Raw genomic sequence first — 13,578 nt, 5'->3', positions numbered from 1 at the left:
CTTTCGCGAATATGACTCGAAAAATGTATTTCAACTACAGCGCCGCCTATTTAGGTGAATTTGCCATTAAAAAGGCAACGAGTCATTTTTTTGTGGCGCAAGACCCGGGGAGGAGAAAGACGAATCCGCGGATGAGTCGGCCGGTTTAGTCTGTGCATTCATCCTCGAGGGACGTTCTACATAGTTCCTGCCTACAGCATAATCATCCAGATTCTGGAAACGGGCATACTCACTATCGAAACGCATACTGGCAATACCGGTAGGCCCGTTACGATGCTTTGCCACAATGATCTCGGCGATACCTACCAACGAATTGCCCCGCTCGTCTTCAGTAATCCTGTAATATTCCGGACGGTGAATGAAACATACGATGTCGGCATCCTGCTCAATCGCACCCGACTCACGCAGGTCAGCCAACTGCGGCCTTTTGCCTTCATGCCCCTGGCGTGACTCTACTCCACGGTTCAACTGCGACAGGGCGACAATGGGGATATTGAGCTCCTTGGCTAACCCTTTCAATGACCGTGAGATCATACTTACCTCCTGCTCCCGGCTACCAAAACTCATTCCACTCGCATTCATCAACTGCAGGTAGTCGATGATCAGAATTTTCACATCATGTTCGCGGACTAACCGCCGCGCTTTGGTACGCAACTCAAACACCGACAAGCTGGGTGTGTCGTCGATATAAATAGGCGCATTATAAAGAAACTTATGGTTCTTGTCGAGCCGTTCCCATTCATCATCCGAAAGACGACCGCTTTTGATACTCTCCCCCTTTATCTGGCACACATTCACGATTAACCTGTTGACCAATTGCACGTTCGACATCTCAAGCGAAAAAACACCGACCGGCTGCTCGAAATCGAGCGCCATATTTTTCGCCATCGACAATACAAAGGCGGTCTTCCCCATGGCGGGACGCGCGGCAATAATCACCAAATCGGATTTCTGCCATCCCGACGTAAGTTTATCCAATTCCTTGAAACCGGTGGGCAAACCGCTCATCCCGTCTTTCCGGTTAGCCGCCAGCTGGATATTATTCATCGCTTCACGGATAACCGGATTGATCTGGATCACATCCTTTTTCACATTCCGCTGCGAAATTTCAAACAGGCGCCCTTCGGTCTCCTGCATGAGATCATCCACATCCACCGTCTCATCGAAAGCCTGCTGCGACACATCCGAAGAGAAAGCGATCAATTCTCTCGCCATGGATTTCTGCGCAATAATTCGGGCATGATATTCTATATGCGCGGCAGAGGCCACTTTTTCCGACAGTTCGGCAATATAGACCGCCCCGCCGGCAGTCTCCAATTCACCCCGGCGCTTCAGTTCCTCTACCACCGTCAGCACATCCACCGGCTTTTGTTGCATAGCAAGCCCCTGAATGGAATCATAGATCAACTGGTGAGAAGGGTCATAAAAGCTTTCCGGCTTCAATATCTCACTGACCACTGAATAGGCATCTTTTTCGAGCATCAGCGCCCCCAGCACTGCCTCCTCCAATTCTCTTGCCTGAGGGGGCAACTTGCCCACATCAGGCGCGGCTACCGCTTTCTCCACTACTTTTACCGCGGATTTTCTTTTTTGTCTTTCCATCTCTATAGGTTTTTGCTAAAAGGAGTGTAAAGGTAGGGAGTAATTTGTTCCTTCGGGAATTTTTAATCTCTATTCTTTGGTAAAAGTTATAAACACGGTGTTGAAAACTTATGGGTGGACAGGCGGACAGGGGGGTGGAAAGGAGTAAGAACCAAGGTGAGTGAGAGGTAACATCGACATCGGCCTGATACATCTTATGGTTTATTTTGCTAATTTTACAAACAAAAGTGCCCTCGCTCATGAAAGAGATTCCATTCTTCACGGGATTCAGGCCCGAAACCGCACGGTTCTTACAGGAACTGAAAGAGAACAACTATAAACAATGGTTCGACGAACACAAAGCCGTTTATCAGGAGGTGTTGTTACAGCCGTTCCGAGCGCTGGCTGTGATGCTTTCGCCATCCATGCATAATATTGACCCGACGTTCGAGCTGAGACCGCAAAAAATGCTCTCACGCATTTACCGCGATATCCGGTTCTCTTCAAACAAAGATCCGTATAAGACCAGTATGTGGCTGAATTTTCAGCGTATGAACACACATTGGGAGAATTTTCCCGGTTATTTTGCCGAATTCAGCCACGAGTATTTCATCTACGGAATGGGACTTTTTATGCCCAAACGGAAAGTGACAGACCACCTGAGGGAAGAAATCGGATACAACCCCGAATCATTCAGAGAGATGGCACAAACGGCATTGGACACAGGATTCGAGGTGGCCGGAGAAATCTATAAACGTCCGCTGTCCAATCCTCTCCCAGAATTCTACCAACCGTGGATGCAACGAAAAAATGTATATGTAGTCAAAACCCTGCCGCTGACGGACAAACGGTTGTTCAACGAAGCTATCGCACTTCAGTTGAGGGAGGATTTCACGCAAATCGCCCCCCTGTACCATTTTATGGCGAAAATCGCACAGGAAACGGTGGCCCCGAACCATTAAAAGGGATTTAACCCGTCACAACTCTTTATAACCGATATTAACTTGGTATATGAACCCAGTATATTAACTTTGCCATTTCTTTTCAAAAGAATATAGTCATATGAAACCGACATGTTTACAATAATCATTAAACACCCGAAGGGAATGAATATTTTGAACATCAAAGGTTCCATATGCCGAAATAAAAAAATAAAATAATCATATGAAACGAGCATGATAATCATTATCACACAAGATCATGACTAATGCGAGTTCCATATGACACCATTGAAAATAAATATTTTTAGTCATATGAAAATAGCAACCACTCTTTTTGGTTTTTTCTTTCTTTTTACGGCTTTTATATCTGCCCAGGATATTATCAGTTGGGATTTTTCCGTTGAAGATGCCGGAAAGGGGGAGGTCAACATCATTGCCAGGGCCTCTGTCCAGCAGGGATGGTATATGTACGACACGAAGATACCGGATGGAGGTCCCAACCCCACTACGATCGAGTTCGACAAGACAACCGGCGCGGAAGCGGTCGGCGAATTCCTGCCGGTCGATAAGAAAGCAACAGTAAAACATGACGAGATCTTCGGAATGGAGATCGGCACCTTTACCGGTTCCGTCACCTTTGCCCAACGGATGAAAATAACCGACAAGGCCCGCTTTTCCGTCGAAGGGAACGTGCGCGCACAGGCATGTAACGACCAGACATGCACACCTCCGTTACCGGTGGATTTCTCATTCGCCGCACCCGACCTGCCCGTTTCGGCAACAGTAGCCGGGAGCACTTCCAACGGAGAGAGCGCCTTGCCTTCCACTGCCGGGGAAACAGTAGTAACGGCACACACAACAGAGGATACAATTAGCCCGGGTACTCCGTTCTCTTTAACCAGTGCCAACAGGGAACAGCTCTGGTCGCCGGTTATTGAAGAACTGAACGCGCTGGGGGCGGACAATCCTGCCGACGCCTCCCTGTGGAGCATCTTCCTGAAAGGTCTTTTGTGGGGGTTTGCCGCCCTGATCACTCCCTGCGTCTGGCCGATGATCCCCATTACGGTCAGTTTCTTCCTGAACAGGAACAAGAAGAGCCGCAGGAAAGCCATACAGGATGCCGCAATTTACGGTCTCTCCATCATCATCATCTATGTGACGCTGGGGCTGATCATCACCGCCATCTTCGGTGCCGCCGCACTGAATAATATCGCCACCAGCCCGGTATTCAACCTGATCTTCTTCGCCCTGCTCATCACCTTTGCCTTTTCCTTCATGGGAGCTTTCGAGATCGTGCTTCCCTCCTCATGGACCAATAAGATGGATAACAAGGTGGACAGCACCACGGGAATTATCAGCCTGTTCTTCATGGCATTTACCCTGGCGCTGGTATCTTTCTCCTGCACAGGCCCGATCATTGGGTGGCTGTTGGTGGATGCCGCCACACAGGGTAATTTCCTGGCTCCCGCCTTGGGCATGTTCGGCTTCGCCTTTGCCCTGGCCATACCCTTCACACTGTTCGCCATCTTCCCCTCCTGGCTCAAGACATTACCCAAATCGGGAAGCTGGCTCAACGCAGTGAAGGTGGTGCTCGGATTCATCGTGCTGGCCGTATCCCTGAAATTTTTATCGGTGGCCGACCTCTCCGGCGGATGGGGTTTGCTCAACCGTGATATATTCCTCTCGTTGTGGATCGTCATCTTCGCATTGCTGGGACTCTACCTCTTGGGAAAGATCAAACTGCACGGCGACAGCGACCTGTCCCATGTGCCTCTTTTCAGGCTCTTCCTGGCCATACTCTCCTTTGCCTTCGCCATTTACCTCGTGCCCGGTTTATGGGGCGCACCACTGAAACCTATCAGTTCGATCGTGCCGCCTTTGTCGACTCAGGACTTCAAGCTGGCGCACAACCCGATGAACCAGGTCTTCGACGATTATGAGACCGGAATGGCCCATGCCGCGCAGACGGGCAAGCCGGTACTGCTCGAATTTGGCGGCCACGGCTGCGTGAACTGCCACAAGATGGATGCCACCGTGCTGGCTGATGACCGTGTGAGGGAACTGATCGACGAGGAGTTCGTTTTTATCGTCCTCATGGTGGACGAACGCACACGGCTGCCCCAGCCAATCGAAGTCGATGAAAACGCGAGGACGTCAAAGCTGCGTACAGTAGGAGACAAGTGGAGTTACCTGCAACGTCAGAAGTTCGGCACCCAGTCGCAACCCTTTTACGTGCTACTTAATCCCCAGGGAAAACCGCTTTCTCCTTCACACGCCTATGACGAGAGTGTGGAAAACTATGTGGAATTCCTGCAGACGGGACTAAGAAATTTCAGAAAATAATTCAATCTCAGAAATAATTAATTGATGAGGGGGCGTCGTTCCGGCGTCTCTTCCATTGGGTAGATATGGACAACAGACAACAGAAACTGGAGGCATTCGGCCGGTTGCTCGACATCATGGATGAGTTGCGGGAGAAATGCCCCTGGGACAGGGAGCAGACCAATGAGAGCCTCCGGGCAAACACCATAGAGGAAACGTATGAGTTGGCGGAAGCGATCCTCAACAACGACAATGCCGAGATCAAAAAGGAACTGGGAGACCTGTTACTTCATGTGGTGTTTTATGCCAAGATTGGGGAGGAGAAGCAAGCATTCGACATAGCCGACATCTGCAACTCCCTGTGTGACAAACTGATCTTTCGACACCCCCATGTTTTTGGCGATCAACAGGCCGATTCAGCCGGCAGGGTAGAGCAGTCCTGGGAGCAACTCAAACTCAAAGAAAAAGGAAGGAAACATTCGGTATTGGAGGGGGTACCCGCCGCCCTTCCCGCACTGGTGAAAGCCTACCGGATCCAGGACAAGGCTCGCAATGCGGGATTCGACTGGAACCAACGTCATGATGTGTGGGATAAGGTAAAAGAGGAGTTAGGGGAATTGGAGGTGGAGATAGAAAAAATGAATAGTGACCGCATCGAAGCCGAATTCGGCGACCTGCTTTTCAGTGTCATCAATGCGGCCCGCCTCTACAAGGTGAATCCGGATAATGCACTGGAACGCACCAACCGGAAATTCATCTACCGTTTCGACTATATGGAGAAGAAGGTAAAAGAACAAGGACGAACGCTGGACGGGATGACGCTAGACGAGATGGAAGTGATCTGGCAAGAGGCGAAGAGGATGCAGTCGGACGACCTTTAGCGCCGCCTCCTTCATTTCCCGACTCGCCAGCGCGACAAGATCGTCTTCCGTTTCGGGAAAATACCATTCTTCTTGGTGCGCACATCTTCCACCACATAAAAGATATTGTTGTCGAATTGAGTCAGCATAAGCGCCAGCGTCTTCATTTCCTTCCGATCCACAACGGTCTCTATGATATCGACTTCATTGGTCGAACCCGTGCCGTGAGTCATCGTGGCCCCGAAATTCACCTGATTGAGCATCTGCACCAGTTCTTTTCCATCTTTCTGTGTATAAATACGGCAGAGCAAAATACCATAAGCGATCCGGTTCTCGATAAGGATACCTACGTAATTTCCCGTGGCATAACCGGCGGCATACGACAAATAGGAAACTATGTCGTTGGCACGAACCAGAATTTGTGAGATAATCACTATCCAGATAAAAACCTCCACAAAGCCGATGACAGGGGCTATGTTTTTCGCCCCCTTGGAAACGAAAATAATTCGCAGGGTACCGAGAGTAACATCGATAATACGGCCAAAGAAAATGATAAAAGGCAACAGCCAAGGATAAACGTCTAAGAAATCGAACATATTTTTTATTTAAGAAATTGAAACTATGAAATTAGAACTGGGAACTTAGAACTGAGAACTGAGAACTGAGAACTGAGAACTGGGAACTGGGAACTGAGAACTGGGAGAACTGAGAACTTAGAACTGAGAACTTAGGACTGGGAACTGGGAACTTAGCTTCTTCATTCTTCATTCTTCACTCTTCATTCTTCATTCTTCACTGATCAATTCTTTCAAATAATCTAGAAAATCACGGATATCTTCATCGGTGGTATCCCAAGAACACACAAGGCGGATCTCGTCCCGGGCTTCATCCCAATCGTAAAAGAAATATCTCTCCCGCAATTTACCGGTAATCTTCCGGGGAAGGATCAGAAAGAGAGCATTCGACTGTACGGGTTGTGTAATCTCTATCCCACCCATCCTGTTTATCTCATCATGAAGCTTCTGTGCCGCATCGTTGGATCTTCTCGCGTTCTCCAACCAGATGTTGTCATTCAGGTAAGGAATAAACTGCGCGGAGATAAACCTCATTTTAGAATAGAGCTGAGTGGCCTGCTTGCGGTAATACCTGATGTTTTCAGCCAATTCTTTACGCAGCGGCACGAGCACCTCACCGAACATCAGTCCGTTTTTCGTTCCTCCCAGGGTAAAAACATCCACGCCGCTGTCAATGGTCATCTCCCTCAACGAGACATCCAGAAAAGCACAGGCGTTGGCCACGCGTGTTCCATCCATAAAAAGAAACATATCATGACTGTGTGCCAGGCGAGCAAGCGCTCTTATCTCCTGGAGAGTATAGATAGTACCCAGTTCCGTGGTCTGCGAAATGGCAATCACTTTTGGTTGGGAATGGTGTTCGAAGCCAAAGCCGTGGAGATAAGGGCGCACCAGATCCGGTGTGAGCTTACCATCGGGTGTGGGAATCTCTTTCAACGCCGCACCCGTCATTTTCACGGGCGCGCCGCACTCATCCACTGCTATATGGGCAGTAGCGGCACACAGGATGGAATGAAAGGGCAATGTAGTAGCCTGCAAAGCCACCACATTGGCTCCCGTCCCGTTCAAGAGAAAGAAGGACTCCACCTCCTTCTCCCCGAGGAGCGCGCGAACAGCCTCCTCCGCCCCGCGGGTCCATGGGTCATCGCCATAGGCTATGGCATGGTCGTTGTTGGCACTCAGCAGTGCCTGCATGATTCGCGGATCTACACCGGAATTATTATCGCTTCCGAAACTTCGCATGATATCTCTGAATTATGTGTACAAAGATACAAAACCTTTCCGTCAACTATGCCAAATTAGCCAACAGGAACTTGCGAATCTCGTCGGGCGTCGCATGTCTACGACGGGCATAGTCTTGCACTTGCTTTTCCGATATCTCCCCTATGGCGAAATATCTTGATTGCGGATGGGCGAAAAAGAGTCCGCTGACCGATGCATTGGGATACATGACACCGTTCTCAGTGAGCGCAATCCCTATCTCCGGGGTGGCGAGCATATCATGCAGCAGGAAATTCATTGTCTGATCCGGGATAGAGGGGTAACCCACCGCGGGGCGTATCCCTTCATACTTCACAGCGAACATCTCGGCGATCGAAATATTTTCTTCTGCCGCATGCCCCCAGTATTCACGACGCACTTTGGCATGCAGCCACTCTGTAGCGGCCTCCGCAAGGCGGTCGAGCAACGACTTCATCAACAGGGCGGCATATTCGTCTCCTTCCGTCTCATAACGGCCTATCTGCTCTTCGGCTCCCACTCCGGCAGTGACGGCGAAAGCGCCGATATAATCTTTCTTCCCCGTATGGCTTGGCGCAATAAAATCACTCAGGCAGAAGTACTCATTCTTATCGTTCTTCTTCTGCTGGCGCAGGAACGGGAAAGGCGTGCCGCCGACGAAGATTGTGTCATTTTCACTGTATGCCTCATATATCCCGAACACCGCTTTGACATATTCAGCCTTTTCATCGACGAATTTTTGCAGCATGTCCGCGGCATCGTCATACAGTTTTTCAGCTTCACGCCCTCTTTCACGGTCGTCCTCGCGGTATCCGCCCAACCATGCTTCACGAGACTCTTTGGCACGTTCCGTTTTGGTGATAGTATGGAATTTGGCCGACATGTTCCAGGCATGGAAAAAGAATTTCCAGTCGATATAGGGAATAATCTCAGCCATATCGACATGTTCCAGCTTCACACGTCCCAATGTGCGGGGAACGACAGACTCATATCCGCTCCAGTCGATGCTGAAAGCATGCTTTCTGGCCTCTTCCAATGAAACCAGTTCGACCACTTTCCGTGTACTGTGCTCCCTCAACACCGTATACTCATCCTTTACTTTCCGGATATAGTCGTTCCTGTTACCGGGGCTCATCAGGTTGGCAACCGCCGATGGGCTTTGCGAGGCATCTTTGACATAGACTACGGGGCCCAGGCTGTATTTGGGTTCTATCTTCAGTGCCGTATGCAGTTTCGAAGTAGTAGCTCCACCGATGAGCAGGGGAAGACTGAAACCTGCCTTTTCCATCTCAGTGGCGACGATGGCCATCTCTTCGAGCGACGGGGTGATCAATCCGCTTAACCCCACAATATCGGGTTGTTCCTTGATCACCGTTTCGATAATTTTTTCGGGAGGCACCATCACCCCCAGGTCGATAATTTCATAATTATTGCATGCCAATACGATGGAGACAATATTCTTACCAATATCATGCACATCTCCCTTGACTGTGGCAAGCACTATCTTTCCCGCTTTTCGCTGCGAATCGCCGGCCGCTTTCTCAGCTTCAATGGTAGGTTGCAGGATCGCAACTGCTTTTTTCATGGTGCGTGCCGCCTTCACCACCTGCGGAAGGAACATCTTTCCCGCACCGAAAAGGTCGCCCACCCGGTTCATTCCATCCATCAACGGTTTATCGATAATATCCACCGCGCGGGGATAGGCCTGCAGCGCTTCGGCAAGATCCTCTTCCATGTAATCCCCTATCCCTTTTACCAACGCGTGACTCAACCGTTCTGCAAGGGGAAGCGCGCGCCACTCTTCTGTTTTGCCTTTCTCCGCTTCCGGATTCTTTTCTCCCTTGATCTTTTCGGCATAAGCCATCATCCGCTCGGTAGCGTCATCGCGCCTGTTCAGCACCGCGTCTTCGGCCAGCTCTTTCACATCGGTGGGGATATCTTCATAGATCACCGACTGCGCCGGATTCACGATACCCATATCCATCCCGGCACGAATGGCATGATAAAGAAAAACGGAATGCATCACCTCCCGCACATAATCGTTCCCCCGAAATGAGAAAGAGAGGTTGCTCACTCCCCCGCTCACTTTGGCATGCGGCAAGTTATCCTTGATCCATCGCACGGTTTTAATGAAATCCACCGCGTAATTCTTATGTTCATCGATCCCCGTAGCAATAGCCAGCACGTTAGGGTCGAAAATAATATCTTTCGGATCAAAACCATTTTCGGTGAGTAATTGATAGGCACGGCTACAGATTTCGACACGTCGTTCAAATGTGTCGGCTTGTCCCGTTTCATCGAAAGCCATCACCACCACCGCGGCACCATAATGCCGCGCTAATCGTGCCTGATGCAAAAACTCCACCTCCCCGTTCTTCAACGAAATAGAGTTGGCTATGGATTTTCCCTGCACACATTTCAAGCCGGCTTCCAGGACTTCCCATTTCGAGGAATCGATCATGATGGGAACGCGTGACACATCGGGATCGGATGCAAGCAGGTTCAAAAAGTTGGTCATCTCCTCCACTCCATCGAGCAATCCATCATCCATATTGATATCGAGTACCTGCGCGCCATCTTCCACCTGCTTACGGGCGATATCAAGAGCCTCCTCATAATTCTTTTGCCGGATCAGCCGCAGGAATCTCTTCGATCCGGCCACATTACACCGCTCCCCGATATTCATAAAATTGGTCTGGGGAGACACCTCCAACATCTCCAATCCTGAAAGTCGGAGATATGCCGGGGGAGAACTCCTTTGATGGGGGACACCGGTTTCCACCAGCCGCACATATTCGGCAATATGGGCGGGGGTGGTTCCGCAACATCCGCCAATAATATTCACCAGACCTTCGTCAATAAACTCTTTGATTTGGGCCGCCATCTTTTCCGGGGTCTCGTCATACTCACCCAGTTGATTGGGCAAACCGGCATTGGGATAAGTGCTGATATAGAAAGGAGCAATGCGCCCCAACTCCTTCACATAAGGCTTCAGTTCAGCCGCTCCTAGCGAGCAGTTCAATCCGATAGCCAGCGGATTGGCATGACTGACGGAAGCGACAAAAGCGCCCAGCGTCTGCCCCGAAAGGGTTCGCCCTGCCCTGTCGGAGATAGTAACGGAAAGAATGAGGGGTGTTTTTATACCGGTCTCTTCGGCTACCTCCTCAGCGGCAAAAATAGCAGCTTTTGCGTTGAGCGTATCGAAAATAGTCTCTATCAGAAGGATGTCCACCCCGCCTTCCACCAATGCGCTGACCTGTTCTTTATAAGCTGCTTTGAAGTCGTCAAAGACTTCCGAGCGGAACATAGGATTCTCCACCTGGGGACTCATCGAGGCCGTCTTGTTGGTTGGGCCGATGGATCCCGCCACAAACCGGGGTTTCTCAGGTGTTTTCCGGGTAAACTCATCGGCTGCCTCCCGTGCCAACCGGGCTGCCGCCAGATTGATCTCACGGGCCAGGTGGCTCATATGGTAATCCTGCATCGAGATCGATGTGGAATTAAAAGTATTGGTCTCGATGATATCGGCGCCGGCAGCCAGGTATTCACGATGGATCTCGCCAATCACATCGGGACGGGTAAGCGAAAGCAGGTCATTATTGCCTTTGAGCAACCGGTCGAAATCTTTGAACCGCTCACCGCGGAAATCGGCTTCACCGAGGCCATAACGTTGTATCATTGTGCCCATCGCGCCATCCAGGATCAGGATGTGCCCGGGCAAAATATCCTCTATTTTCTTCTTTGTCATATTTTGTTTCAATTAGGCCCGGAATAGATTTTCGAACCATCCACAGTAATATTCCATTCGCAATTTCGGATCTTTAATTTCAAATCTCCCCCCTGAACCACCCAATCTCCACTTCAAAATAATTCTTGTATCCAGATTTCCTGAACGCCAGCAAAAGTATATCGTTACGAAACCGCTTCTCCACTTCTCACCTTCTTCACTTCTTCCCAGTTCTTAGTTCCAAGCTCTCAGTTCCAAGTTCCCAGTTCTAAATTCTAAGTTCCAAGTTCTAAATTCTAAGTTCTAAGTTCTCAGTTCCAAGTTCCCAGTTCCAAGTTCCCAGTTCCCAGTTCCAAGTTCCCAGTTCCAAGTTCCCAGTTCCAAGTTCCCAGTTCTAAGTTCCCAGTTCTAAGTTCTAAGTTCTAAGTTCTAAGTTCTAAGTTCTAATTAATCATTTCCTTAACATCCTGTCCATGGATCTCTTATCCTCTTTCTCTTTCAGGGACTGACGCTTATCGTACTGTTTTTTCCCTCTCGCTACCGCAATCACAATTTTGGCCAATCCTTTTTCGTTAATGAACAGACGGATGGGAATAATGGTAAATCCGGTCTCTTTGGTAAGGCGGGAGAGTTTGCGCAGTTCGTTTTTGTTAAGGAGCAGTTTACGGTCGCGCCGGGCATTGTGATTATTATAAGTACCGTAAAAATATTCGGCAATATGCATATTGCGCACCCATAGTTCATCCCGCTCGAAGAAACAATAGGTATCTACCAGGCTCGCCTTTCCCAGCCGGATCGATTTGATCTCGGTACCGGTAAGCACAATACCTGCGGTAAAGGTTTCCACCAGTTCGTAATCGAACGTGGCCCGTTTATTCTTTATATTGATAGCCGCTTGCTTCATTACTTTAACAAATAGGAAAAAAGTGTATGGATGAGTACCGGCGCCAGAATGATGATGGCCGATGCCGCCACGGTAAAGTCCACCACCTTCGCTGCCGGCACTTTCATAAAATAAACCGACCCTGCATTCACCAGATAAATGGTGTAGAGCGCCAATAGCCAGAGAATAAAGAGATCGGAGAGAAACGGCGTGACAATAAATAAAGCATAGATCACTACCGAGGCATACCCTGTGAATTGTTGAAAGCGGGGTAAATGCTTACTCAGCCCAAAGCGGGGAGCAATCTCGTTGAGCAGGTATGAGGCAATGAAATACCCGCCATAGACCCCTACGACACTGATAATGCTGCCCTTCAGCGCATTCTCCACACCTCCCTCCCGCGCGAACCACAAACCACCCACAAAAGAGGTGAAAGCAATGATCCCGAATATGGGATGCAGAAAACGGTAAAGAAACTCATGCTGCGTCTTCTTTTCCTTTTCAATATCTTTCCATGCCTTTGGAGAGGCAACCATCAGCTGTGCTATAGTGATAAAAATATCCCTCCACATTCCTTTTTGATTTTGGATTGCAAAGGTACATGATTTTTTTGTAACCACACAGACAGATAAAGTAAGGAAAAGAAAAAACAGCAACTTGGTAAAAGCTGCTGTTTTATACGATAAAATGAAAGAAAAGGCTAGTTTGATTCTTTAATTTTCCAGGAAACCACAGGCAATTCGGCTTCCTTAACCTCTCCGTTGGCTTCACGCTTATTATACTTAAACAATACCTTCAACTCCTCTTTCCCTTCACTTCCCCCCGAGTACATATCGCGTAATGCCGACATTTTGAATGCGACCACATCCGTCTGCTGCTCTTGTGAAGTGGCGTCGGTTGTGCCCGACAATGTCAATTGAATTTTAATTACAACCTCACCTTTGTCATTCAGCGCCGCCTCCTTATAGAACTCAACCTTGGCTTTCTGGCCTTTATTTGCCTTATAAGCATACTCAAGTACCCAGTAATCATCCATAAAAGCCCGGTCAGAAGTGAAGAGAGGGGTGCCAATCTCATCAAAACCCGCAGGATCTTCCTCTTCAGGTAACGGAGACATACGCAGGGTTGTGTGGTATATATCATCCTTCTTCTGGATGATATTGACATTGTCAGCGTAAACTACATTTTGCCCAAATGTCAGAGGCGTGGTACCTTTTTCCTCATCCCAGCTATACACCAATAATTGAATTTCGTTAAGTCCCGAAATCAAGGCGGAGTGAGTGATAATGCGTCCTGTGAACGTTTTTGCGTAAACCTCTCCCCGATCGTCAGTATCAATGTAAACATAGGAACTATCAGTATAACTATTAGATGTCTCTCCCAAACAGGATGTCATCAGAAGGGTTGCCCCGATCACACTCAAAAACAAAATTACTTTTTTCATTTCTAC

10 protein-coding genes are annotated in these 13,578 nt (G+C 48.9%); 3 read left to right on the top strand and 7 right to left on the bottom strand.

What is annotated here, in order from left to right; all coding sequences use genetic code 11:
- Nucleotides 1-66: 66 nt before the first annotated feature.
- Entirely contained in the window at nt 67-1,602 is a 1,536-nt protein-coding gene (gene dnaB / locus D7D25_RS08500) for a replicative DNA helicase (RefSeq protein WP_122968533.1), read from the bottom strand.
- 239 nt (nt 1,603-1,841) lie between these two features.
- On the opposite strand from dnaB, the gene D7D25_RS08495 reads away from it, so the two are divergent.
- The 3 genes from D7D25_RS08495 to mazG all read left to right on the top strand — a co-directional run bounded on the left by D7D25_RS08495 (nt 1,842) and on the right by mazG (nt 5,725).
- The gene (locus D7D25_RS08495) at nt 1,842-2,543 is read left to right on the top strand and encodes a DUF2461 domain-containing protein (protein ID WP_122968532.1); all 702 of its coding nucleotides are present in this window, start codon (nt 1,842-1,844) and stop codon (nt 2,541-2,543) included.
- 291 nt (nt 2,544-2,834) lie between these two features.
- Nucleotides 2,835-4,865, top strand: a complete 2,031-nt coding sequence (locus D7D25_RS08485; RefSeq protein ID WP_122968530.1) for a cytochrome c biogenesis protein CcdA — start codon at nt 2,835-2,837, stop codon at nt 4,863-4,865.
- A 65-nt stretch (nt 4,866-4,930) separates the two neighbouring features.
- A complete protein-coding gene (gene mazG, locus D7D25_RS08480; protein WP_122968529.1) occupies nt 4,931-5,725 on the top strand; it encodes a nucleoside triphosphate pyrophosphohydrolase in 795 nt (264 codons plus the stop codon).
- 11 nt (nt 5,726-5,736) lie between these two features.
- Here the strand turns inward: mazG and D7D25_RS08475 are convergent, their stop codons facing one another.
- The 6 genes from D7D25_RS08475 to D7D25_RS08450 form a co-directional block, all read right to left on the bottom strand.
- Nucleotides 5,737-6,300, bottom strand: coding sequence for a DUF2179 domain-containing protein (locus D7D25_RS08475; RefSeq protein ID WP_122968528.1), 564 nt, complete (start codon nt 6,298-6,300; stop codon nt 5,737-5,739).
- 189 nt (nt 6,301-6,489) lie between these two features.
- Nucleotides 6,490-7,521 carry a low specificity L-threonine aldolase gene (locus tag D7D25_RS08470; protein WP_122968527.1) on the bottom strand — a complete coding sequence of 344 codons (1,032 nt, stop codon included), beginning with the start codon at nt 7,519-7,521 and terminating at the stop codon, nt 6,490-6,492.
- A 46-nt stretch (nt 7,522-7,567) separates the two neighbouring features.
- Nucleotides 7,568-11,266, bottom strand: coding sequence for a methionine synthase (metH, locus tag D7D25_RS08465; protein ID WP_122968526.1), 3,699 nt, complete (start codon nt 11,264-11,266; stop codon nt 7,568-7,570).
- A 430-nt stretch (nt 11,267-11,696) separates the two neighbouring features.
- A complete protein-coding gene (smpB, locus tag D7D25_RS08460; protein ID WP_122968525.1) occupies nt 11,697-12,149 on the bottom strand; it encodes an SsrA-binding protein in 453 nt (150 codons plus the stop codon).
- Entirely contained in the window at nt 12,149-12,700 is a 552-nt protein-coding gene (locus D7D25_RS08455) for a YIP1 family protein (protein WP_122968524.1), read from the bottom strand. The genes smpB and D7D25_RS08455 overlap by 1 nt, the downstream gene beginning before the upstream one ends.
- Before the next feature lie 128 nt (nt 12,701-12,828).
- Nucleotides 12,829-13,572 (bottom strand): hypothetical protein, encoded by a 744-nt coding sequence (locus tag D7D25_RS08450; protein ID WP_122968523.1) that lies wholly within the window; start codon nt 13,570-13,572, stop codon nt 12,829-12,831.
- Between the last annotated feature and the right edge of the window lie 6 nt (nt 13,573-13,578).

The organism is Proteiniphilum sp. X52 (assembly GCF_003712195.1).
Lineage (GTDB): Bacteria > Bacteroidota > Bacteroidia > Bacteroidales > Dysgonomonadaceae > Proteiniphilum.
Note: the sequence above shows the minus strand (reverse complement) of the source record. Positions and strands in the feature narration are given on the sequence as shown.

What these genes read in the sequence shown, in the direction of transcription:
- dnaB (WP_122968533.1), bottom strand. Translation starts at nt 1,602, where the DNA reads ATGGAAAGACAAAAAAGAAAATCCGCGGTAAAAGTAGTGGAGAAAGCG.
- D7D25_RS08495 (WP_122968532.1), top strand. Translation starts at nt 1,842, where the DNA reads ATGAAAGAGATTCCATTCTTCACGGGATTCAGGCCCGAAACCGCACGG.
- D7D25_RS08485 (WP_122968530.1), top strand. Translation starts at nt 2,835, where the DNA reads ATGAAAATAGCAACCACTCTTTTTGGTTTTTTCTTTCTTTTTACGGCT.
- mazG (WP_122968529.1), top strand. Translation starts at nt 4,931, where the DNA reads ATGGACAACAGACAACAGAAACTGGAGGCATTCGGCCGGTTGCTCGAC.
- D7D25_RS08475 (WP_122968528.1), bottom strand. Translation starts at nt 6,300, where the DNA reads ATGTTCGATTTCTTAGACGTTTATCCTTGGCTGTTGCCTTTTATCATT.
- D7D25_RS08470 (WP_122968527.1), bottom strand. Translation starts at nt 7,521, where the DNA reads ATGCGAAGTTTCGGAAGCGATAATAATTCCGGTGTAGATCCGCGAATC.
- metH (WP_122968526.1), bottom strand. Translation starts at nt 11,266, where the DNA reads ATGACAAAGAAGAAAATAGAGGATATTTTGCCCGGGCACATCCTGATC.
- smpB (WP_122968525.1), bottom strand. Translation starts at nt 12,149, where the DNA reads ATGAAGCAAGCGGCTATCAATATAAAGAATAAACGGGCCACGTTCGAT.
- D7D25_RS08455 (WP_122968524.1), bottom strand. Translation starts at nt 12,700, where the DNA reads ATGTGGAGGGATATTTTTATCACTATAGCACAGCTGATGGTTGCCTCT.
- D7D25_RS08450 (WP_122968523.1), bottom strand. Translation starts at nt 13,572, where the DNA reads ATGAAAAAAGTAATTTTGTTTTTGAGTGTGATCGGGGCAACCCTTCTG.